Origin of the sequence: Acinetobacter sp. SwsAc2, from assembly GCF_013391465.1 — a bacterium.
Lineage (GTDB): Bacteria > Pseudomonadota > Gammaproteobacteria > Pseudomonadales > Moraxellaceae > Acinetobacter > Acinetobacter johnsonii.
In genome coordinates, this window is record NZ_JACBEZ010000002.1 from 70,619 (window position 1) to 93,152 (window position 22,534).

The 22,534-nt window shown below is 41.5% G+C and carries 19 protein-coding genes and 1 tRNA gene; 9 read left to right on the top strand and 11 right to left on the bottom strand.

Translation table 11 applies throughout. From position 1 onward, the window contains the following. Positions 1-29: 29 nt before the first annotated feature. Both HYI04_RS01570 and HYI04_RS01575 read right to left on the bottom strand, forming a co-directional pair. Complete coding sequence (locus tag HYI04_RS01570; RefSeq protein ID WP_010327270.1) at positions 30-398, bottom strand: hypothetical protein; 369 nt, start codon at positions 396-398, stop codon at positions 30-32. Between the two features lie 97 nt (positions 399-495). Next, positions 496-581 (bottom strand) — tRNA-Leu (locus HYI04_RS01575). Between the two features lie 212 nt (positions 582-793). Here HYI04_RS01575 and HYI04_RS01580 point away from each other — a divergent pair. Beyond that, positions 794-2,563 (top strand): alkaline phosphatase, encoded by a 1,770-nt coding sequence (locus tag HYI04_RS01580; RefSeq protein ID WP_010327269.1) that lies wholly within the window; start codon positions 794-796, stop codon positions 2,561-2,563. A gap of 38 nt (positions 2,564-2,601) precedes the next feature. Here the strand turns inward: HYI04_RS01580 and HYI04_RS01585 are convergent, their stop codons facing one another. Then, on the bottom strand, positions 2,602-3,330 hold the full coding sequence (locus tag HYI04_RS01585; protein WP_010327268.1) for a hypothetical protein: 729 nt from the start codon (positions 3,328-3,330) through the stop codon (positions 2,602-2,604). Between the two features lie 173 nt (positions 3,331-3,503). Between HYI04_RS01585 and HYI04_RS01590 the strand changes: the two genes are divergently transcribed. Then, positions 3,504-4,016 carry a hypothetical protein gene (locus HYI04_RS01590; protein WP_010327267.1) on the top strand — a complete coding sequence of 171 codons (513 nt, stop codon included), beginning with the start codon at positions 3,504-3,506 and terminating at the stop codon, positions 4,014-4,016. Positions 4,017-4,063: 47 nt separating this feature from the next. Here the strand turns inward: HYI04_RS01590 and HYI04_RS01595 are convergent, their stop codons facing one another. The 4 genes from HYI04_RS01595 to HYI04_RS01610 form a co-directional block, all read right to left on the bottom strand. Next, complete coding sequence (locus HYI04_RS01595; protein ID WP_010327266.1) at positions 4,064-4,348, bottom strand: hypothetical protein; 285 nt, start codon at positions 4,346-4,348, stop codon at positions 4,064-4,066. Between the two features lie 121 nt (positions 4,349-4,469). Further along, positions 4,470-5,810 carry a CitMHS family transporter gene (locus tag HYI04_RS01600; RefSeq protein WP_005400436.1) on the bottom strand — a complete coding sequence of 447 codons (1,341 nt, stop codon included), beginning with the start codon at positions 5,808-5,810 and terminating at the stop codon, positions 4,470-4,472. 236 nt (positions 5,811-6,046) lie between these two features. Then, a complete protein-coding gene (locus tag HYI04_RS01605) occupies positions 6,047-7,375 on the bottom strand; it encodes a hemolysin family protein (protein WP_010327265.1) in 1,329 nt (442 codons plus the stop codon). 129 nt (positions 7,376-7,504) lie between these two features. Then, positions 7,505-8,494, bottom strand: coding sequence for a LysR family transcriptional regulator (locus tag HYI04_RS01610; RefSeq protein ID WP_004982677.1), 990 nt, complete (start codon positions 8,492-8,494; stop codon positions 7,505-7,507). Positions 8,495-9,141: 647 nt separating this feature from the next. On the opposite strand from HYI04_RS01610, the gene HYI04_RS01615 reads away from it, so the two are divergent. Continuing rightward, positions 9,142-10,746, top strand: coding sequence for an isocitrate lyase (locus tag HYI04_RS01615; RefSeq protein ID WP_010327264.1), 1,605 nt, complete (start codon positions 9,142-9,144; stop codon positions 10,744-10,746). A gap of 104 nt (positions 10,747-10,850) precedes the next feature. On the opposite strand, the gene HYI04_RS01620 is transcribed toward HYI04_RS01615, so the two are convergent. Further along, complete coding sequence (locus HYI04_RS01620; RefSeq protein WP_005400440.1) at positions 10,851-11,225, bottom strand: diacylglycerol kinase; 375 nt, start codon at positions 11,223-11,225, stop codon at positions 10,851-10,853. A 212-nt stretch (positions 11,226-11,437) separates the two neighbouring features. Continuing rightward, positions 11,438-12,577, bottom strand: a complete 1,140-nt coding sequence (locus HYI04_RS01625) for a glycerophosphodiester phosphodiesterase (RefSeq protein ID WP_010327263.1) — start codon at positions 12,575-12,577, stop codon at positions 11,438-11,440. A 257-nt stretch (positions 12,578-12,834) separates the two neighbouring features. Here HYI04_RS01625 and HYI04_RS01630 point away from each other — a divergent pair, with 257 nt between their 5' ends. The 4 genes from HYI04_RS01630 to HYI04_RS01645 all read left to right on the top strand — a co-directional run bounded on the left by HYI04_RS01630 (position 12,835) and on the right by HYI04_RS01645 (position 18,502). Then, positions 12,835-15,939, top strand: a complete 3,105-nt coding sequence (locus tag HYI04_RS01630) for a multidrug efflux RND transporter permease subunit (protein WP_010327262.1) — start codon at positions 12,835-12,837, stop codon at positions 15,937-15,939. A 135-nt stretch (positions 15,940-16,074) separates the two neighbouring features. Next, on the top strand, positions 16,075-17,421 hold the full coding sequence (mgtE, locus tag HYI04_RS01635) for a magnesium transporter (protein WP_010327261.1): 1,347 nt from the start codon (positions 16,075-16,077) through the stop codon (positions 17,419-17,421). Positions 17,422-17,536: 115 nt separating this feature from the next. Then, on the top strand, positions 17,537-18,130 hold the full coding sequence (locus HYI04_RS01640; RefSeq protein ID WP_005400444.1) for a DUF4112 domain-containing protein: 594 nt from the start codon (positions 17,537-17,539) through the stop codon (positions 18,128-18,130). 6 nt (positions 18,131-18,136) lie between these two features. Further along, complete coding sequence (locus HYI04_RS01645) at positions 18,137-18,502, top strand: glyoxalase/bleomycin resistance/extradiol dioxygenase family protein (RefSeq protein WP_010327259.1); 366 nt, start codon at positions 18,137-18,139, stop codon at positions 18,500-18,502. Between the two features lie 72 nt (positions 18,503-18,574). On the opposite strand, the gene htpX is transcribed toward HYI04_RS01645, so the two are convergent. Next, a complete protein-coding gene (gene htpX, locus HYI04_RS01650) occupies positions 18,575-19,480 on the bottom strand; it encodes a protease HtpX (RefSeq protein ID WP_004695643.1) in 906 nt (301 codons plus the stop codon). A gap of 117 nt (positions 19,481-19,597) precedes the next feature. Beyond that, entirely contained in the window at positions 19,598-20,470 is an 873-nt protein-coding gene (locus tag HYI04_RS01655; protein ID WP_029575084.1) for a lytic transglycosylase domain-containing protein, read from the bottom strand. Positions 20,471-20,971: 501 nt separating this feature from the next. Here HYI04_RS01655 and ttcA point away from each other — a divergent pair. Together ttcA and HYI04_RS01665 are read left to right on the top strand one after the other, a co-directional pair. After that, entirely contained in the window at positions 20,972-21,895 is a 924-nt protein-coding gene (gene ttcA, locus HYI04_RS01660) for a tRNA 2-thiocytidine(32) synthetase TtcA (protein WP_178895800.1), read from the top strand. A gap of 227 nt (positions 21,896-22,122) precedes the next feature. Further along, positions 22,123-22,506 (top strand): SCP2 sterol-binding domain-containing protein, encoded by a 384-nt coding sequence (locus HYI04_RS01665; protein WP_004695646.1) that lies wholly within the window; start codon positions 22,123-22,125, stop codon positions 22,504-22,506. Positions 22,507-22,534: the final 28 nt, after the last annotated feature.

Consider the following 22,534-nt stretch of genomic DNA (forward strand, 5'->3'; position numbering starts at 1 on the left):
TGGTTTTGCTTTAGAAGCTGAGATTGCTGTTATAACTCATCTAAAAGATCGGTGAGATGACAATTTTGGTTCAAATGTTCATCTTGAATCGTATCGACTGTCATCACATATTCACCTTCGACCATTTCAGCATTTGCACTGAGATTCAGCCAAAATTTTGGATGCTTTTTCATGACCTCACGAATATGTTGCTCATCTTTAGTGTGATTAAAGCTTAATTTAAAATGAGCATCTACTGATTTACACGCATGTAAATAGAGTTGACGGTCTTTTTCAATAATTGTGCCTGCAAACAAGTCATAAAAAGTATCGCTATCTGTTTGCTGTGAGGTGGGGTTTGCATGGCTGATGTTTGAAAAAATTAGGCATAAGATGATAATGAGAGTGTTCTTTTTCATATTGTGATTGTTATGTGCTTCGATGCATAAATTATAGACATAAAAAAACCAGCATATTGCTGGATTTTTTATTGCACCATCTTAATTAGCTTAATAATGGTGCCCGAGGCCAGACTCGAACTGGCACGCTTTGTGGGCGGGGGATTTTAAATCCCCTGTGTCTACCGATTTCACCACTCGGGCATGAGCGCAATAATAGAGGACGAAATAAAAGTTGGCAAGTCTATTTGTGATTATTTGCTTTCTTTTCAAACAATTCAGCGGTTTATGTTTAAAAAATAGCAAAATTATCTGTCTGCACTTGTTCAGGCGTCATAAAAATGTCATCGACTTGAGATATGCATGTCATATTTTTCGCATAAATTTCAAGTCCATATCGTCTTTAGGCAATCCACATGACAAAAAAAATGAACCGCCGAGAACTTATTCAAAAAACTTTGGCAGGATTTGGTGCTTTATCTTTACCTATTTCACTGACCGCTTGTGGTGATGACGCCGATTCAAACACACAGCCCACTACGCAAGTGCAGTTTTTGCATGGGGTTGCCAGTGGTGATCCTTTACAAACTCAAGTTATCATTTGGACACGCGTAACACCATCGGATAGCAGTGCGCGTTTAGAGGTGCTCTGGGAAGTGGCAAAAGATGCAGACTTTAAACACATTACAGCAACAGGAAAGGTGCTGACTACAGCTGCACAAGATTTTACTGTGAAAGTGGATGTGACGGGACTTGCTGCGGGGCAAGTTTATTTCTACCGTTTTAAATCGGCGTCGACATATTCAACCACAGGGCAAACCAAAACTTTGGCAACGCAAGTACAGTCGGTACAGTTTGCCGTATGCTCATGTTCAAATTATCCAGCGGGTTATTTCCATGTTTATAAAGAAATTGCAAAACAGGATGTGGATGTTGTGATTCATTTGGGGGATTACATTTACGAATATGGTATGGGCGGATATGCAACGGAAGAGGCTGTAGAGATGGGGCGTGCACTGGCGGATGATAATAGCTTAGAAATTATTCGCTTAGATGACTATCGCAAACGTTATGCTTTATACCGACTAGATGCAGATTTGCAGGCCGCGCATCAACGTCATCCTTTTATTGTGATTTGGGATGACCATGAACTCGCAAATGATACATGGGAAAAGGGTGCTGAAAATCATCAGTCAGATACTGAAGGCGATTTCCTTGAACGTAAACTTGCGGCACTGGCGGCCTATTTTGAGTGGATGCCAATCCGTCCGCTTTCTGAAAAAGATCATTTGAATATTTATCGCCAGTTTAACTTTGGTAATTTAGTGCAGTTAAATATGTTGGATACGCGTATTCTAGCGCGGAGTAAACAGTTAGATTATGCAGATTATTTAACCGCATCGGGTTTGGATGCTGTGCGCTTTACTACAGATATGCAAGACCCAAATCGAACGTTACTGGGGTTGAATCAACGCGCATGGTTAACACAGCAACTTGCGAGCTCTAAAGCCACATGGCAAGTTTTGGGTCAGCAGGTGTTGATGAGCAAAATGCTTGTTCCAGCCGAGATGTTACAAGTGCTCAGTGCAATCAGTAGCGGCGCGGTGACTCCAGATGTTTTGGCGCAGGTGAATCAACTCATTAAAGAATTGGTGGAAATAAAACTTCGTTACTTAAATCATGATCCATCTTTAACAGTAGAGCAGTTGTCTCGTATTAAAACTGTGGTTCCTTACAATTTAGATGCATGGGATGGTTATGCGGTTGAAAGGGAGACGCTGTACGGCACACTGCAGTATTTAAATAAAAAAGTCGTGGTCTTGGCTGGTGATACACATAATGCATGGGCATCGGACTTACACGATTTAACAGGGCAATTTGTGGGTGTGGAGTTAGCGACAAGTTCAGTTTCCTCGCCAGGTATGGAAAAGTATTTGTCTATTCCAATGCAACAACTCCAAGAGTTTGAGTTTGCTTTTACAACCTTGATTGATGAGCTGAGTTATTGCAATTTAAATCAGCGCGGTTATTTGAAAGTCCGTTTTACCGCAGAGCAGGTGCAAGCGGATTGGATTTTCGTAGATAGTATTAAGCACAAAGAATACATCGTTGACGAAACTCGCTCGCATCAAGTGATATTAGACTCGACATTATTGCCAGTCAGTGCATTAAAACAAACGGCATAAAATGACCTTAGAAAAACCGAGCATCATTGCTCGGTTTTTTATAATTTTTCATCGATATAACTGTCGAGATCGATGTGCTTAATCTGCTTACAGTAAGCATGCTCATACTTCAGCAGTTGCACGTATAAATCTGCTTCACGCCCCAGCTGAAGTTTTCGTGCCTGATAATCTTCAGATTGATGGGAGCTAAAGCGTAATTGGAGTCGTGATTTGAGCGTTTGTTTATAGGCCCAAAAGCAGACACGTCTGAGTTGTTGTAACTGGTGATGTTCAACCGACTGGCTGTGGTCTCGAAATAAATTTTCTTTATAGAAGCGCACAAAACCAAAGTTCACACCAAAATAAAACAAGATCCACATCAGCAAACTGCTTTCAAGGAACATTAGATTTAGTCCACTTAAAAGAATCACCGCCGCGAGTTTGATGGGTGTATGGCGTTGCAGTTGATACAAGGAGTTTGATGAATGTTTAATTTGCTTAATGACAAAAGGTAAGACCCACATCAGCACCAATAAAATAGTGATAATGGCGTAACTATGACTTTGGAGAGGATCGATATTCTCCAAGTGAGTTAAGTAAAAATTTTTTAGAATTAAGCTGATTGGAATAAAAATCATCACCGCCAAAACCCACGGAATAACTTCACGCTGGTCATCTAAAATACCGCGTGTTTTGATTTGACTATAAAGCAAGTAATTACGTTTAAATGCGGCAGGGTAGCGGGTCTCTAATTGTTGCAGTAACAGTTGAACTTGTTTGGATTGCATCGTCAAAAAAGAGCGTATGAGAAAAATAGCCTTTACTATAGTAGATTTGGAAGGGGATGGCTCAAAAAAATACGTGAAACAGAATATTCACAGAGAAAAGCACAACAATTTCGCTTTTTCACTCTGAATTATGCGAAAATGTCGGATTCAATTTTTTTGTCTAAGGGCAGTTCATGACTGATCATTCTCCTGAATCTTTAAGTGATATCGAAATTTTAGACATTTTGCAGTCTATGAAAGACGATGAGCTTGATACAGAGGCAAAAGAAGAGATTCTTAAGGGTGGTAAAGCGGGTCGTCAAGAAGCACATAAACTTGCGATTGTGGCTTTGAACCAATCTTTTGAAAGTAAGTTTGTTGAAGCTGTAGCTTTGGCGTTGGGCCTGAATGAAGGTCAAGCCAAAAAAATTCGCTATAAGAAAGACCGCATCCGTATTTTAAAAGTACGTGGGATTGATTACATGGCGATTGATGGTGCGGAAACAGCACAAGTCTTGTCACAAGTTGCGCAAGCAATTGTACGTGAAGATGCGACCGTGACCCATGATTTGCACAACATCTTCCCATTTTGGAAAGAAGGCTGGCCAATGGTTCAGTTTGACAGCGCATATAAAATTTTATCTGAAGATATTACCATTCACTATCAAGCGACTTTAGATACATTACTTGAATTGTATGGTCGTTAAGATCGCAGTATCAAAGGCACCTTCGGGTGCTTTTTTATGGCTTCTATTTAACTATGAAAAATCCAAGCCAGTAATAAGCTGATGGGCCAAATGAACAGTCGCCACCATGTAATCAGTGGATCCCAAGAATACTGTCCAAAAGACAGAGTATCATTAAAGCTTCGTTGCCCACGTTCATAAGCATAAGGTGTAATCCGCCATGCTAAAATCAGCAAAACAATCGCACTTACGATCAGAAGTGTGTGGTTGTATTGGGCAAAATAATAGTAAATCAGATACAGCGCAGAATAAAAGAAAGTACATGCCAACACAGCGGGCAATGAAAAAGACATAATCTTGACTCTATTGTATTGTTATATCAAGGCATTATAAATGAAAATACCCGATGTATCACATCGGGTATTTATCGGTTGTTGAGCTTAAGGTTCGTTATAACTCAGTGTAGGTATTTAATTAGCCCAGCGTTGAGTAAAGTGGGAAAATACCAAAGACCATTGCTGTAACCAGCATCACTAAACAGGTAATCACTGCCCATTTGATGGTAAATTCTTGGTGTTCACCGAAGTTAATTCCTGCCAATCCACAGAGTAAGTAAGTCGATGGAACCAATGGAGACAGCAAGTGTACAGGTTGACCGACAATCGATGCACGAGCCATTTCCACAGGAGTGATACCATAGTGTCCAGCAGCTTCAGAGAGTACAGGCAGTACACCAAAGTAGAAGGCATCATTCGACATAAAGAAGGTCAGTGGCATACTAATTACAGCCGTGATAGGTGCTAAATATGGCCCCATACTTTCTGGAATAATGGCAACCAATTCTTGAGACATAGCTTCAACCATACCTGTGCCCGACAAAATACCAGTAAAAATACCTGCCGCGAAAATAATCCCGACTACAGCTAAGGCACTAGCAGAGTGGTTACCAACCAAACGCTTTTGCATGTCTAAATCAGGATAGTTCACCACCAATGCAATGCACAGCGCCACCATGAACAGAATGGCCGCAGGTAAAACACCCATCACTAAGCAGACCATCAAGACCAAAGTCAGTAGTGCGTTAAACCATCTTAAGTGGGCACGGTTAGCTTCTGGTTCTTGCGAAATTTGAATACTGTCACCATGACTAATATCTAATTCCACAATACCAATGCGCTTACGCTCCATACGGCCATACATAAAGCCGAGGAAGTATAACCAACCAATTGCAACCAGCATTGGTAAAATCATCGGAACAAAGACATCGTTTGGATCGACATGCAATGCCGTTGCAGCACGTGCTGTTGGTCCACCCCATGGGGTTAAGTTCATGATTCCGCTCGCAAGCATCATCAGACAAGCCATAATTAAAGGACTCATACCAATACGTTTATACAACGGTAGCATTGCGGCAACACAGATCATATAAGTGGTTGAACCGTCACCATCCAAGGAAACAATTAAAGTCAGCGTAATGGTGCCGAGGGTCACTTTTAAAGGATCGCCTTTAACCTGCTTTAAAATCCACTTCACTGAAGGGTCGAATAAACCCGTGTCGATCATAATTGCAAAATAAAGGATTGCGAAAAGAAGCATTACGCCCGTAGGAGCGAGCTTTTTAATGCCTTCCATCATCATATTGCCAAGTTCAGCAATATCAAATCCAGCAAGGTTGTCAACAAAGAGACTTAAAACATAAGTAAGTAATGCAAAAATGATAGGGATTAAAGTTAAAGCAACGAGAGCGCTCAGTCGTTTGGACATGATTAAGTACATGAAGCACATAATCATGCCTAAACCTAAAATGGTCAGCATGGATCAATCCTTTGAACGTGTTAAGTCTGTTTATTCATCAAGTGACAGCGATAGTATGCAATTCAGCATGATTTTTAAATGCTCTTAAACATATGTGATTTTTCATTCTATTTTTCTAATAAATAATATATATCTGTAAAGTATGGTTAAGATACTTATTTTGTATAACTTCATATGGTTAAATCTGAAGCAAAAAAAACCTTGCAGTTGCAAGGTTTTAATTTAAGGAGATGTTTCTATTCCTCGACTGTTTGGGTTGCAGGCTGTAGTGTTTCTTCAAGTAAGCGCGTCACTAAAAGTTGGTCAATCTTAAAATGATCGACATCGACCACTTCAAATTTAAAGCCTGCGTATTCTACGGTATCGGCAGGGCGTGGAATTTTGCGCAGACGGTACATCATAAAACCAGCCAAAGTTTCATAATTTTCTTCATCTGGCATTTCATCAATGGCCAGTGCATGCTTCATGTCTTCAATCGGTGTGCTGCCATCAATTAGCCATGAATTATTATCACGTTTAATAATCTGTTGTTCGGCTTCAATCGGAGTCACCCAATCGCCCATCACCGTAATCATAATGTCCGACAGGGTGATGACACCCACGACCAAAGCATATTCGTTAATCACAACGGCAAATTTTTCTTTGGTGGAGCGGAAACGGTCTAATAACTCAGACAAGGTTAATGTGTCTGGAATGGTGAGAACATTACGAATAGTGCTTTCATTGAGTTGTAGTAAAGATTGATTATTCAGAATACGGACCAGAATGTCTTTGGCATCGACATAGCCAATTACATCGTCAATATTTTCACTACACACCAAGAACTTAGAATAAGGATATTCAGCCAATTTTTGACGAATACTGGCTTCGGATTCATTTAAAGTAAAATACACCACATTTTCACGCGTAGTCATACTTGAAGGAACGTTCCGCTCTTCAAGCTCAAATACGTTTTCAATGAAATGATGTTCTTGCTTTTGTAGCACCCCAGCTTGCGCACCCGCATCCATCACTGCAGAAATGTCATCAAAGGTAATGTTGTCATCACGTGTGGTATTCACTTTAAACAGGCGGAATAACAAGTTGGCAAGGGCATTAATAATCCAAGCCAAAGGTTTGCAGACCTTAATAAACACCTGAATGGGGTTAATCACCGCAATAGAGATTTTCTCTGGGGCAATCATGGCCAAACGTTTTGGCATGAGGTCGGCAAACAAAATAAATAGCGAGGTGACTAAAGTGAAAGATAGCGCAAAGCTAATAGTTTCAGACCAGGGGCCAGTATAAAAACGAGAAACAAAGCTCATGAAGTAAGGACGAAAAGCCCCTTCACCTAAAATACCGCCCAAGATCGCCACTGCGTTTAAGCCAATTTGTGAAGCGGCAAAGAAGTCAGCAGAATTTTCTTGTAAATTCAAAACTTTCTGTGCGCGATCATCGCCCGACTCAGCCAAGATTTTCAGCTTGACCTTACGTGCTCCTGCCAGTGCAATTTCTGTCAGAGACAAGAAACCCGCCCCAGCAATCAGGACTAGAATGATAACTATGTTTTGAAAAAGGCTCACGGAATCCACCTGTGATTCATCGTTATTATGAATATTTTTAACACAAAAAAATAAAGACAGTAATCACTTACTGTCTTCTATCATACCTGAGTTATTGGTATGAAAATGAATTATTTAGAGCTTGAGTGCTTAATAATGTGAGAATTGCGAGTTATTGCCTAAAAACTCACGATTTTCTTCCTCAATCATTTGACGTGCCACATACAAAATCAGCTGTCTGAGCCAGCGATGTGCAGGATGGTGATGCAACAGTGGACACCATGCCATTTTCAACTCAAATTCTGGAATATAAAAAGGTGGGTCTTTAATCAAGAGATTTTGACTTTTGGCTTGTAAGCGTGCAATACGGGTCGGTAAAGTCGCGATCAAATCTACATTTGAAGCCAATAGTGCAGGCATTTGATAATGTCGAGTGAAGACCGAAATTTTACGTTTTTGGCCAATACGCTCTAAAGCTTGATCAATCCAACCTAGACCTGCTTGTTTTTCAGGGTTAACGCCGAAACCAACGCCCATACCTGTTTTAGAGACCCAAATATGCTGTGCATCGAGGTAACTTTTTAGGTTTAAGTTGCTGGCAGCAGGGTGTTTACCATTGAGCAAACATGAAAAACTGTCACGCCAGACCAAAACTTGGTGGAAGCTTTGTGGAATTTCATTGAATCGGTTAATGGCTAGATCAACTTTACCTTGTTCCATATCACGATATGACACATCACTTGGGGTTAAGAAGTCTAAAACCACATTGGGTGCTTCTGAACGCAGTGCTTTAACGAGGCGGGGAACTAAGGTGGCTTCGGCATAGTCCGAAGTCATAATACGAAAAACACGATTTGAGGTATAAGGACGGAACTCGGTACGAGGTTCCAAAATCATGGAGAGATCAGAAAGAGCGTCACGTATGCGGGGTTGTAATTCTAAAGCCCGTTCGGTTGGTGTCATACCTTCAGAAGAGCGAATTAGCAGGGGATCATTAAATAAGTTACGAAGACGACGTAGAATATTACTCATTGCTGGTTGGGTGACACCCAATTGTTCAGCTGCTCGGGTTACATTTTTTTCGCGTAAAAGTACGTCCAAGTAAATTAAGAGGTTTAGATCAACCCGCTCCAGATTCATAAAATAAATACCGAGAATAAAATCATGAAATTATTTGCATTATGCCATAAGCCATCGGGCTTGTGTAATAAACTGACGAAAAAAAAAGCATCGGGTTGTATAAAGAATACCCCCTTCATTTTCACAGAAAATGGGTTTTTATGCTTAAAAACGGAGGGCATATTAGTCCTAAGCAATGTTTTAATATGTGTGAATTGAGGCTTAGAGTATCGCCTAGAAAATGGCTTGAGCTGGCCTGTTGTTGGTGGAATAAAAGCGTGATAAATACTCTTTTTGCTGAATATTGAACTTTTGTCATTTGGGTCAAATTAAGTATTGATTTTCGGTTTGAACTCTTTTTTCCAACGGCCGAGACTTAAGTCTAATGAAGAAATATTCGACAAAGGATGTATTTTTCACGGTTTTCTTATTTTATTTAAGTTTAAAAATAACAATTACTTAATTATGTTTTATCGAAATATAATTAGACTTTTATCTATATATTTTTTAAATAAATACTGAAAATTAATGCAGAATATTGGATTAATTTATTCTGTCAATCTAATCTGTATTCATCGCAACGAAGCGCTCTAAATCTAAGCAAAAGCTTGAGGGTCTGATTTTAGCTTTTCGTTGAAGAAAATCCTAATATTATTACAGGAAATATCATGACTACATATCAAACAGCGATTGATGCAATCCGCGAATTAAAAGCAAAATTCGGTAGCACTTGGGCAGACATCAGTCCTGAAGATGCTGCGCGTATGCAAATCCAAAACCGTTTCAAAACTGGTTTAGATATCGCTAAATACACAGCTGCAATTATGCGTCGTGATATGGCTGCTTATGATGCTGACTCTAGCAAATACACTCAGTCTTTGGGTTGCTGGCACGGTTTCATCGCACAACAAAAAATGATTGCGAACAAAAAATACTTCGGTACGACTGAACGTCGTTACATCTACCTTTCTGGTTGGATGGTTGCTGCACTTCGTTCAGAATTCGGTCCACTTCCTGACCAATCTATGCATGAAAAAACTTCAGTACCTGCATTGATCGAAGAAATCTACACTTTCTTACGCCAAGCTGATGCTAAAGAATTAAACGACCTATTCCGTGCGCTTAAAAAAGCTCAAGAAGCTGGTGATACTGCAAAAGCTGCTGAAATCACTGCGCAAATCGACGGTTTCCAAACTCACGTTGTGCCAATTATTGCGGATATCGATGCTGGTTTCGGTAACGAAGAAGCGACTTACTTACTTGCTAAGAAAATGATCGAAGCTGGTGCTTGTGCACTACAAATCGAAAACCAAGTATCTGACGCGAAACAATGTGGTCACCAAGCTGGTAAAGTAACTGTTCCACACGAAGATTTCATCTCTAAAATCCATGCATTACGTTATGCATTCTTAGAAATGGGTCTTGATGACGGTATCATCGTTGCGCGTACTGACTCTGAAGGCGCTGACTTGACTCAAAAAATCCCAGTGGTTAAAGAGCCAGGCGACATCGCTTCTCAATACATCGGTTTCCTAGACACTGTTGAAATTGACATCGCTGATGCTCAAGAAGACGAAATCCTAATCAAGCGTGATGGTAAATTACACCGTCCTAAGCGTTTGGCTTCTGGTTTATACCAATTCCGTCCAGACACTCAAATTGACCGTGTTGTTCTTGACTGTGTATCTAGCCTTCAAAATGGTGCTGACCTTCTTTGGATCGAAACTGCGACTCCAAACGTTGACGAAATCGCGCACATGGTTAACCGTGTTAAAGAAACAGTTCCAAATGCGAAACTTGTTTACAACAACTCTCCATCATTTAACTGGACGTTGAACTTCCGTCAACAAGCTTACGACCGTTGGGTTGCTGAAGGTAAAGACGTTTCTGCTTACGACCGTGCTAAATTAATGAGCGCTGAGTACGATGCAACTGAATTAGCTGCTGATGCTGATGAGAAAGTACGTACGTTCCAAGCAGATGCTTCTCGTGAAGCGGGTGTGTTCCATCACTTGATCACACTTCCGACTTACCACACTGCTGCGCTTTCTACTCATGAGCTTGCACAAGGTTACTTCGGTTCTGAAGGTATGTTGGCTTATGTTGCTGGCGTACAACGTAAAGAAATCCGTGGTGGTATCGCTTGTGTTAAACACCAAGCAATGGCGGGTTCTGACATCGGTGATGATCACAAAGAAATCTTCTCTGGTGACAACGCTCTTAAAGCGCACGATGATGCTAAAAACACAATGAACCAATTCGCTGCTCACTAAGCACTGAACTGATTCAAAAAAAACCCTGCGAAAGCAGGGTTTTTTTTTATGACTTAATTTTGAGCTTGTTGAACAACTTGCGCGTGAAATATTGAACAAAAACATTAAGGCATCAGAATCAGTAGCCAAACAATAAAGATAATACTTAAAGAAACAAACTGTGCAGCACTGCCCATGTCTTTGGCATTTTTTGAAAGCTCATGCCGCTCCAGAGAAATACGGTCTACAATCGCCTCAATCGCTGAATTGAACAATTCAACGATAATTGCAAGTAAACAAACGGCTACCATGAGGGCTTGTTCTGAGCGACTGACATCACAGAAAAAGCTTGTTGGAATCAGAATCAGGTTAATCAACAGGACTTGTCGAAAAGCTGCTTCGTGCGCAAATGCGGCCTTAAAACCTGAAATAGAATAATGAGTTGCATTAAAAATACGTTTAAAACCTGACTTGCCTTTGAGTGGGGAATATTGGTTCATACCATCAACCATTTTAAAATTTCAGCCACAATACATGATCTATATTAAAAGTTACTTAATTATAGTATTCAAAAGGTGCTTAATCTATGTACACCTAAAATAAGAGAAAAGAGATTAAAAAGCCTGCTTTTTAATCTCTATGGTTAAAGGATGGATATGGGTTTGACGTCAACAAGATGCTTTAATGTCTTGTTTACTTTGTGTGACTTATTCTATTTTTTCAAAAAAGCATCGGCGGCTTGACGTCCCAAAGCAGGATCATCGGTAAAAACACCATCCACTCCCGCTTTAAAGAAAATTTCAAACTCTGCCAGCGTGCCTTTTTCGCACTTTTCAGAGGCAATCGCGCTACAGTCTAAATAGTCTGGTAAGAAATTGTTTTCAGGGCGTAGGGTATAAGGATGTACTTTTAAGCCCACTGCGTGTGCATCGTTCACAAAACTGGTCGGGGTCGCTGGCTGAGTATTCGGCACGATATAGGTTTTACTTGGTCCGACACCATGCGCATAGCTTGCGACGTCTTTCAGTCCTTGAGGTGTTGCCATATCACTATAGCGGAGTGTTGATTTGGCAAGCACAGCATCGGCAGGTTGTTCGGACTTGCCACCATAGAGTTGAATAATTTTGGCATGTCGAATCGATTTTAATTGATCTAACTGCTGACGCATTTGTTTTAAGTTGCTGACTTCAAACGACTGAATATAGACCGGTGCAATGTCACGACTATAGGTGTGTTTGGCCAGCGTGGATAATAGGCGTTGCTCCATGGCCAAATTGAGACCTTGGAAATAGCTGGGATGTTTGGTTTCGATATACAGGCCCACAATTTTTCCTGTCTTTTTATAGTGCGCATCTACGAGTTCAATAATTTCATCTAAAGTTGGAAGATCAAATTGATCATTATATTGGGCATTTGCTGGACGAATCTCTGGAATACGTTCTCGTGCCTTCAGTTGCTTCAGCTCGTTTAAAGTAAAGTCTTCAGTAAACCAACCTGTGTAAGTCACACCATCAACGACTTTACTGGTCTTCCGTTCTGCAAACTGCGGTAAGCTGCTGACATTGGTGGTTCCTCCGATTTCATTTTCATGGCGAGCGACTAAATAACCGTCTAGAGTTGGCACCAAATCAGGCTCAATAAAATCCGCACCATCATCAATCGCTTTTTGATAAGCGGCTAAGGTGTGTTCAGGGCGTAGTGCGCTGGCGCCGCGATGTCCAATAATAAGCAATTTAGGCTCAATGTATTCGGCGTTGTTTGATGGTGGCTGGGATGTTGCATTGTCTTTCTCATCATGATGACAGCCCAATAAGCCTAAAAAAATAAAACTCAATAATGTTCTTTTTAACATGTGTTCCTCAACATTTTATTGTGGTGTTGCGGACTCAGTGTTCAATTTTAATATCTCAGATCAATGACAAATTGCGAAAAATTACAGGATGTCATCAATTGGTCAAAAAGCTTTCTTCATAGTTTCTTCATATTTAGCTCTAATGTTCTATTTCATGTTGTTAAGTCTTGTTTTTTAATGATTCGTCATAGAAGATCAAGCATAAAGTGATGCCCAGTTTCTAGATCTAGCCTCAGACCCAAGAGTACCGCAGACCCATGCTGTCTAAATTTTTTATTCATCGTCCAATTTTTGCTGGTGTGCTGGCGATTATCGTGATGGCATTTGGTTTATTTGCCACCTTTCAGTTGCCTGTAGAGCGCTACCCAGATATTGCACCTCCGCGAATTACGGTGAGTGCAACATATACAGGCGCGTCGGCAGAGACGGCGGAGGAGAGCGTTACTCAGGTTTTGGAACAGCAAATTAAAGGGATTGATCATTTACTGTATTTTAGTTCGAGCAGTGACTCGAATGGCCGTAGTCGAATCAGCATTAGTTTTGAGAATGGAACTGACCCAGATACCGCTCAGGTGCAAGTTCAAAATGCCATCAATGGGGTGATTAACCGTTTACCAGAAGATGTACAGCGTCAAGGGGTCAATGTCTATAAATCGCTTGGTGATACGCATATGGTGATAGGCCTATATGACCAAACAGGCAAAAGCAGCAATATTGCACTCTCTGATTATATGATGACGCATTTGGAGCAAGATTTAGCCCGTATTGATGGAGTTGGTGAGGTTGATGTCTTTGGCGCGCAGTATGCCATGCGCTTATGGCTGAATCCGCACAAATTGCGTCAATATGGACTGATGCCAAGCGATATACGTGCATCGGTTGAAGCGCAAAATACGCAAGTGGCCGCAGGGGCAATTGGCGAGTTACCCAGCCTGTCAGACCAATATTTAAATGCCAAAGTCACCTCCGGTACACGTCTAAAAACCGTTGAAGAATTCGAAAACATCATTGTTAAATCGACCCGCGATGGCAGTTTTATTTATTTAAAAGACGTCGCACGGGTGGAACTAGGCGCGGAAAATTATCAGTCATTTAATACCATCAATGGCTTTCCTTCAGCGGGGATGGGTATTTCATTGTCTTCAGGAGCTAATGCATTAGCAACTTCGGCATTGATCAAACAAGAAGTCAGCCGTTTGTCCTCTAAACTTCCTGAAGGCTATCAAATTGTTTATCCACGTGATAACACGCCTTTTGTGCAAGAGTCGATTAAGGAAGTGGTCAAAACACTGTTTGAAGCAGTGCTTTTGGTGATTGTGGTCATGTTTGTCTTTTTGCAAAATTGGCGTGCAACGCTGATTCCGACCATCACAGTACCTGTTGTAATTTTAGGCACGCTGGCCATTCTGTATGTGCTCGGGATGAGTATCAACACCTTAACCTTATTTGCATTGGTCTTAGCCATTGGGCTTTTGGTGGATGATGCGATTGTGGTGGTGGAAAACGTTGAACGGCTGATGCATGAACAGCAGATGAGTGCTCAACAAGCTTCGATTGCATCAATGCAGGAAATCAGTGGGGCATTGATTGGGATTACGTTGGTGTTAACCGCAGTGTTTATTCCCATGGCATTTTTCGGTGGTTCGACAGGAGTGATCTACCGTCAGTTTTCAATGACCTTAGTTGCTGCCATGGCGCTATCGCTGCTGGTTGCACTGATTCTGACACCTGCACTATGTGCCTTAATTTTAAAACCCAATGATAAATCGGCACGATGGGCAACTTGGTTTAATCTGAAGTTAGATCAGCTAAAGCAGCGTTATTTAAAACTGAGTACGCAGACCATTCAGCACAGTAAAATCATGCTGGTGGTTTTTGTAGCGTTAATTGCCGTCTTTGCATTGTTTTATCGGGCATTACCGACCAGTTTTATTCCCAGTGAAGATCAGGGTATTTTAAGTGTTCAGTTTAAACTGGCCGATGGTGCACCAATGAGTCAAAGCCGTGTGGTGGGAGAAGAAATTCGCCAATACTTTTTAGATAAAGAGCAGGCCAATATCGATTTAGTGATGATCCGCTATGGGCGTAATTTTTCAGGAACAGGACAAAATTTAGGTCAAGGTTTTATTGCGCTGAAACATTGGGATGAACGTAAGGGGAAAGAGAACTCTGCACAGGTGATTCGAGAACGGGCAATTGCTCATTTTAGGTCACATCGAAATGCGCAAATTAATGTAAATATGCCGTCCTCAGTCAGTGGCTTAGGACAAACCGACGGCATGGAGTTTTGGATACGTGATATCAATGGCGAAGGTCGTGCCTATTTAGAAGCACAGTTTAAAACTTTGCAGGAAGCATCCAAGCAGTACTCTAGTTTTAGCAATTTAGATAAACGTTCTAACCCAGATAAAGCCGAGCTCAAAGTGGATGTAAACCAAAAACAAGCTTTGGCCAATGGACTGAGTCAGACCGCCATTAATAGCACCTTATCCAGTGCTTGGGGAGGAAGTTATATCAATGACTTTATTGACCGTGGTCGGATTAAACGGGTAATCATGCAAGGGGATGCCGAGTTTCGTTCAAAACCTGATGATCTTCAAGCATGGACCGTACGTAATGATCTGAACCAAATGATTCCTTTTACAAATTTTGCTCAAGTATCTTGGAGTGGAGGCCCTGAGGTAGTGAATCGCTTTATGGGCTATACCGCACTAGAAATGGAGGCGGATACAGTACAAAATGTTAGTTCTGGACAAGCCATGCAAGACGTACAAAACATGGTACGAGGGCATGATGGTATTGATCTAGCATGGAGCGGGTTATCGTTCGAGGAAAACAAGTCCAATAACCAAGCATTGCTGCTGTATTTGGTCTCCATAGGCTTTATCTTTTTATGCCTTGCTGCACTTTATGAAAGTTGGAGTATTCCAACAGCCGTCATGAGTGCGATTCCACTCGGTATCGGTGGCAATATTCTGTTCAGTTATTTGACGGGTTTTCCGAATGATATTTACTTTCAAATTGCCTTGCTGACCACGATTGGTTTGTCCTGTAAAAATGCGATTTTAATTGTGGAATTTGCTTCATTGGCGCAGCAAAAAGGCCAGACCGCAATTGAAGCAGCGTTGGAAGGAGCAAGCTTACGGTTACGCCCGATTTTAATGACGTCTTTGGCTTTTGGCGCGGGTGTCACACCTCTGGTCTTTGCCTTTGGGGCAGGGGCAGCAAGTCGTCAGGAAATTGGGGTGAGTGTACTCGGTGGCGTGATTTTTGGCACAGTATTGGTGTTGCTGTTTATTCCTTTAATGTATGTCTTGGTTCGCCGTGTGTTTCATGGACGAACACCTCAGGACAAAGTCTAAGATCGAATCTGAATCATTCGTGTGCAGTATGAATAAGCAAAGCGAATCTTTAAGCCATGTAGGCCGAAAGGCCTGACATTTAAAGATCCTTTGCTATACTCGGACAGATAAAGAAAAACAATATTTGAGTGGTGTATGCCAAATCCGTCATTTTCACAGCAAGATTTCCAAGAGCAATTAAATCAGCCCGATAACCATGCTTTTATCCAAAGTTTGAAACAGTACAGCACTGCGGATTTGGCTGATATTTTAATGGGCCTGCCTATAAATGATCAAATTCGGCTATTGGAACAATTACCCCAAGCCAGTTATGTCTTTGAGTTTTTAGCATTAACCGAGCAGCAGCAGCTAGCAGCGCAATTGCCTCAGGCTTTGCTGGTGAAGCTACTGGCTCATATGCATTCGGATGACCGTACTGATTTATTTCAAAGCTTGGCACAAGAGGTTCAAGGTCAGATTTTTCCGCAGCTAGATGCGCATGTTCAAGCCCAGCTGAATGATTTAATGCACTATCCAGCTGAGTCTGCGGGTGCAATTATGAGCACTGAAGTCATTACGGTACATGCCGAAATGACCATGCAACAGTCGATTCAACATATACGACAGCATGCAGCGGAAAGTGAAACTTTATATCTCATCTATGTGACCGATGCCTCGCGTTATTTACACGGGGTGATTTCGCTGCGGCAAATTATTCAGTCTCCGCCTGAGCAATTGATTGGACAGGTTATGACCAGTCATGTCATTACGGGTTTAGTCAGTGAGGATCAGGAAAGTATTGCACAGAAACTGGCTCATTATGATTTTATGGCTTTGCCCATTGTCGATGAGCAGCAGCGTCTATTGGGGATTGTGACTTATGACGATGCAATGGATGTGGTGCAACAAGAAACCACAGAAGATATTCTAAAAAGTAGTGCGGTTGCGGCCAGTCCGCAGATGAGTATTAAAACGGCTCCAATCCTATTACTGTATCAGAAGCGGGTGTTTTGGTTGGTGTTTCTGGTTTTTGGTAGTTTACTCTCGGGACTAGGAATTGCACACTTTGAAGACTTGATTGCGGCACATATCGTTTTGGTATTTTTCCTTCCTTTACTGGTGGGAAGTGGGGGAAATGCGGGGTCACAGTCCGCCACTTTAATGGTACGTGCACTGGCAACTGGCGACGTACATTTTAAAGACTGGTTTTATTTGCTAGGGCGTGAAAGTCTGGTTGCGCTGTGTCTAGGCGGAACTATGGCAACAGCTGTTTCCATTTTGGGCTATTTCCGTGGGGATATTCTGGTCGCTGTAGTATTGGCACTGAGTATGATGGGCATTGTGTTGATGGGTTGTTTGATTGGTATGAGTCTGCCGTTTATCTTAAACCGCATGAAACTCGACCCCGCCAGTGCATCCGCACCTTTGGTCACCTCAATTTGTGATGCGTCAGGCGTGGTGGTATATCTGCTGATTGCATCGCAAATTCTGACCTTGTCTTAAGCTTATAAGCTATTGTTTCAGCACAAAGTTAGCACAGAAAAAAGTCATGAAAAGCAGCATAATTCAGTGGTTTTATGATGTTAATGTGGTTGAAATGATGGAGGTCAGTAACAACATGCCTGAACCCTTAGAACAAAAAAAAATGAGCCAGCAAGATGTCATTCGTTTAGAGCGTGATTTGGCCAAATATGCCAATATGATGGATTCTGTGGTGCGTATCCCGTTCACCAAGCAGGGGGTCGGTGCAGATGCTGCGTTGAGTACTGTTCCGATTGCTGGGGATATCGCAGGTTTTGCCCTAACGTGTTATGCCATTTATAAAGCCAAGCAAATTGGTGTACCGCAAGAGAAATTGAGTCCAGTATTGAAGCTGGCTATGATTGATGCCGTCGTCGGTTTTATCCCTGTTCTAGGGACACTGTTTGATATTTTTATACGTCCGAGTCGTAAAGCACTGGATGTGGTTCATGACCATATTCGGGAAGAATACCAAATCCATTCAGAGCATCATGTGACTCATCCTTTTCTCCATGAAAAATTGGAAAAGAAACAGCAACAGTCCGCATTTTGGCGAAACCCAGTAGTGGCATGGCTTTGGCTACACATCCCCGATTTGTTTGGCCTGATCTTTTTGGTGTGTTTTATGGGCTTATTGTGGTGGGGTGGTAGTGTGATGTGGCATTGGTTACAGGGACTAAACTTAGGATAGCCACTCATGAAATTTGAAGGTCAGATTACGGCAAATTTGCCATCGATTGATTTAGCGCGCACCGCTTCATTTTACCAAGGCTTGGGCTTTAATCTGGTTTATCAGTCCGCAGAGTGGATGATTCTGCGTTTGGGCGAAATGACACTGGAATTTTTCCATCATCCGCATTTAGACCCAAATAGTTCATGGCATAGTGCCTGTATTCGCGTAGCGGAGATTCAACCCTATTATGAATACTGGTCTAAAGTGAATTGGTCGTTGTGGGAAAGAGCTCGTATGACCGATATTCAGGATTTTGACGAGATCCGCCAGTTTTGCATCATTGACCCAAATGGCAGTTTATTACGCTGTATCCAAGTGACGATTGAATAAAAATGTTCTGTTATGCCGAGTCACAAAAAAGCCTCCAAGTGGAGGCTTTTTAAAATCTTGTGAACGAATTATTTATGGACAATCGAGCTGTTGTAAAGCAGCAACACGTTGTTCAATCGTCGGGTGGGTTTGGAACAATGCGGCTAAACTAAAGCCTTGTTCTTGACCTGCCGCGATTGCAAATGCTTTCATTTCTTTAGGCATCGCATCTGGAAGTTGTGACTCCGCTTGTAAGCGTAACAAGGCTGAAATCATTGCTTGTTTGCCTGCAAGACGCGCGCCTGCTTCATCTGCACGATATTCGCGGTAGCGGGAGAACCACATCACGATTGCAGAAGCTAAAATACCAAAGACAATATCAAGTACGATGGTAATGGCAAAATAAGCTAAACCTGGTGCTTCACCGTCTTCACGACCAAAAACATTACGGTCAATAAAATCACCTGCGACACGTGCAAAGAACATCACAAAGGCGTTCACTACACCTTGAACGAGCGCCAAAGTCACCATGTCACCATTGGCGACGTGACCAATTTCGTGAGCCAAAACTGCACGAAGCTCGTCTTTATTCATACGCTCAAGTAAGCCGGTAGAAACTGCAACTAATGCATCGTTCTTGTTCCAACCTGTAGCAAAAGCATTAGATTGGTAAGACGGGAAAATACCGACTTCTGGCATTTTAATACCAGAACGTTGCGCCAATTGAGCGACTTCTTGTAACAACCATGCTTCAGCTTGGTTGCGCGGGGCATTTGGGTCAATTAACTCTGTACCAGTTGTTTTTTTCGCCATCCATTTTGACATGAATAGAGAAATCATTGAGCCAACCATACCAAAGACAAAACAGATAACCAGTAGGTTACCTAGATTTAAGCCACCCGCGCCATGGTAACTACCGACACCGAAGAGTGACAAGATAATGCCAGCTACAACCAGTACCGCGAGGTTGGTTAGCAAGAACAAACCAATCCGCATCATTGAGAAAATCCTCTTATAATAAAAAAATAATCTGATTTATAAATCGAAAATCATTGATCTCAATATGAGGTGAAACTCTTCAAAATTCAAGAAAAAATAATAAAACTGCTATAAAAATTATTCTGAAATTTGAATGCGGGCAGAGGCGGTTGCATTGGCTGTGGCATAGGAACCCGGCGCATCAGTAAAACTGCCATCGGCTGCGAGGATAATTTGACGTGAAGGTGCGCTACGACTCACACTGAGTTGCGTGCTTGGAGAAGAGTCTGCATCGTAATGTGCAGATTGTGCAATGACTTGAGCATTGGCCGGTGTGCTATTTGAGCCTGGAGAAATGTTGATCCCCCCTGCATATAAATTGCTATAACGGCTACTCACCCGGCGAACATAGTCTTGAGTTTCACGGAAGGGTGGAATACCGCCGTACTTTTGTACATTGCCTTCGCCAGCATTGTAGCCTGCAAGCGCAAGACTGGTGTTGCCGTTAAAGCGTTTCATCAGCCAAGCCAAATACTTGGCACCTGCATTTATGTTCTGCTGTGGATCATATGCATTAGAGACATTAAAGCGCCGTGCTGTCGCAGGCATGAGTTGCATAAGCCCCTGAGCCCCAACAGGTGAGCGTGCGTTGACATTAAAGCCTGATTCGGTATGCATAACCGCTTTAATTAAGCCTTCAGAAACGCCATGGGTTTGAGCCGCTTGGCGAATAATGTGGTCAAAAGCATTTTTGTTACGACTATAACTGGGCAACACGGAAGATTCAGAAGCCCCCCAGTTACTATAACTATGGATATTACTGTCTGGATAATAAGTTTTCTTTTCGACTTTTAAGTTGCTATAACGACTTTGTTTATTGGTTAACAAGGTCGTTCCGTTGGAATCTCTCAATTGGTAGATGGTTTGACCCGCGTGACAATCTAGTGCCATGAACGAAATCGTCATACACCCCAAAACGTAAAAACGACTCAAAAGCAGCTTATTTTTCATTATCTATTATTAATCGTAAAAAAATCGATTTCAGTGACTAGAAATGAGTTTAGCAAAAAAAGAACCGTCTGAAACTATTTTAAGTTCAAAAATCCATGTCTTTGTAAAAATCAAGTCAAATTGTTGAGCAAGTAATCAAAAAAAATAATTAATTTATTTTTAATGAGGATTGCTTGACTGGGTTAAGTTATTGAAATTTAATAGTAAATAAATTGATCAAAAAATGATCAATTTAAATAGAAGCCTTAAAGAGTGGGGGGAACACCCTGTCAAGTCGATTAGAATCCACAAAGTTATCCCCAGCTTTTGTGGAAAAATGTGGAAAAGTCCAAAACATAAGCAGTTCAGCTAAAATATGAACGCAATCGTTCAAAGTTAAACCGATTTCAATACATGAATATGACAGCAATGACAATTCATGAGAATTTACATTCTTTAGGTGCGAGATGGCTGTGAATCGGATAAAATTGCGCGGTATTTTTTTTTAGGTTTAACTCGTCTATGTTCTCGCCAGTTGAGTCCAATCAGGGATTTAATTTTAAACCAGAACTACCCACTAGCTCTGCGTATTATCGTTTGTTGAAAAAGTTACGCCGTCAGGTGGGTCATGCTATTCGCGATTTTAAAATGATTGAAGAAGGCGATAAAGTGATGGTCTGCATTTCCGGTGGTAAGGACAGTTATACCTTGCTCGATATTATGTTGCAGTTTAAACGCATTGCACCGATCAATTTTGATGTGGTGGCTGTGAATTTGGACCAGAAGCAACCCGGCTTCCCTGAGGACGTATTACCACGTTATTTAGAAGAGAATAATATTCCCTACTATATCTTAGAAAAAGACACCTACAGCATCACCAAACGTTTAACGCCTGAAGGCAAAACTTACTGTGCAGTTTGTTCACGCTTACGCCGTGGCTCTTTATACGGCTTTGCGCAAGAAATTGGCGCGACCAAAGTGGCGTTGGGCCATCACCGTGATGATATCTTGGCGACTTTCTTCTTGAACTTATTTCATGGCGGCAGCTTAAAGGCGATGCCTCCTAAATTGTTATCGTCAGATAAAAAGAACATCTTGATTCGCCCACTGGCTTATGTGGAAGAAAAAGACATCATTAAATATGCGGAAATGCGTCAGTTCCCGATTATTCCGTGTAACTTGTGTGGTTCTCAGGAAAATCTGCAACGTGCCATGTTAAATGACATGTTGCGTGAGTGGGATAAAGCACATCCAAAGCGTCTACACAGTATTTTTGGTGCCTTGCAAAATGTGTCACCATCGCAGCTGGCGGATCGTGAGCTATTCGACTTTGAAGCGTTAGATAGCGAACGTGAATTCGACTTTAAAGGTGAAAGTTGTTCAACAGAAGATGAACTGGAGAACAAACGTATTAACATGGTTAATCTTGGCTTTGCAGCAGACTAATTTTGTCAGTTAGGCCAATGCAAAACACCAATCAATGATTGGTGTTTTTTTTATGTGGATGATTTTGATAAACTTTGTATAAGAAATATAAAATATGAACGGTACGTACAAAAAACTTTAGGCACATGTAGGATATACATGCTATAACAATCTGCGAGCGTATTTAGCTTCACAATGATGCCGTCTGGATAGGCAGCACACAACGAACAAAGAATTGAGGAAACATCATGCCTGCTTTTTTAACTGATGATTGGTTTTCAACTGTAGAAACATTAACTGCTCAAGCGGGGAATTTGAACCTGCCGCCAGCACTTGCGAATCTTGCAATTAACTTAGTTGTTGCTGACAATGCGGGTAATACCGAATTATCTTTAGATGGTGGCGCAATTAAAAAAGGCTTGTCTTCAAACGCGAAAACAACCTTGAACATGGATGCTGAAACACTACGTAAAGTGTTCCTTGAGTTTGATATGGCTGCAGCAATGCAAGCGTTCATGACGGGTAAAATAAAAGTTCAAGGCGATATGTCACAGTTGATGGCATTGCAAACAGCGAAACCAAGCCAAGAGCAAAAAGATTTATTTAAGAAAGTGCTTGAGCAAACAGCTTAAGTGTTCTGAAATAAAAAAAAGCTTACCT

Coding starts and splice junctions, on each gene's coding strand:
- HYI04_RS01570 (WP_010327270.1), bottom strand. CDS start 398: ATGAAAAAGAACACTCTCATTATCATCTTATGCCTAATTTTTTCAAAC.
- HYI04_RS01580 (WP_010327269.1), top strand. CDS start 794: ATGACAAAAAAAATGAACCGCCGAGAACTTATTCAAAAAACTTTGGCA.
- HYI04_RS01585 (WP_010327268.1), bottom strand. CDS start 3,330: ATGCAATCCAAACAAGTTCAACTGTTACTGCAACAATTAGAGACCCGC.
- HYI04_RS01590 (WP_010327267.1), top strand. CDS start 3,504: ATGACTGATCATTCTCCTGAATCTTTAAGTGATATCGAAATTTTAGAC.
- HYI04_RS01595 (WP_010327266.1), bottom strand. CDS start 4,348: ATGTCTTTTTCATTGCCCGCTGTGTTGGCATGTACTTTCTTTTATTCT.
- HYI04_RS01600 (WP_005400436.1), bottom strand. CDS start 5,810: ATGCTGACCATTTTAGGTTTAGGCATGATTATGTGCTTCATGTACTTA.
- HYI04_RS01610 (WP_004982677.1), bottom strand. CDS start 8,494: ATGAATCTGGAGCGGGTTGATCTAAACCTCTTAATTTACTTGGACGTA.
- HYI04_RS01615 (WP_010327264.1), top strand. CDS start 9,142: ATGACTACATATCAAACAGCGATTGATGCAATCCGCGAATTAAAAGCA.
- HYI04_RS01620 (WP_005400440.1), bottom strand. CDS start 11,225: ATGAACCAATATTCCCCACTCAAAGGCAAGTCAGGTTTTAAACGTATT.
- HYI04_RS01625 (WP_010327263.1), bottom strand. CDS start 12,577: ATGTTAAAAAGAACATTATTGAGTTTTATTTTTTTAGGCTTATTGGGC.
- HYI04_RS01630 (WP_010327262.1), top strand. CDS start 12,835: ATGCTGTCTAAATTTTTTATTCATCGTCCAATTTTTGCTGGTGTGCTG.
- mgtE (WP_010327261.1), top strand. CDS start 16,075: ATGCCAAATCCGTCATTTTCACAGCAAGATTTCCAAGAGCAATTAAAT.
- HYI04_RS01640 (WP_005400444.1), top strand. CDS start 17,537: ATGCCTGAACCCTTAGAACAAAAAAAAATGAGCCAGCAAGATGTCATT.
- HYI04_RS01645 (WP_010327259.1), top strand. CDS start 18,137: ATGAAATTTGAAGGTCAGATTACGGCAAATTTGCCATCGATTGATTTA.
- htpX (WP_004695643.1), bottom strand. CDS start 19,480: ATGATGCGGATTGGTTTGTTCTTGCTAACCAACCTCGCGGTACTGGTT.
- HYI04_RS01655 (WP_029575084.1), bottom strand. CDS start 20,470: ATGAAAAATAAGCTGCTTTTGAGTCGTTTTTACGTTTTGGGGTGTATG.
- ttcA (WP_178895800.1), top strand. CDS start 20,972: ATGTTCTCGCCAGTTGAGTCCAATCAGGGATTTAATTTTAAACCAGAA.
- HYI04_RS01665 (WP_004695646.1), top strand. CDS start 22,123: ATGCCTGCTTTTTTAACTGATGATTGGTTTTCAACTGTAGAAACATTA.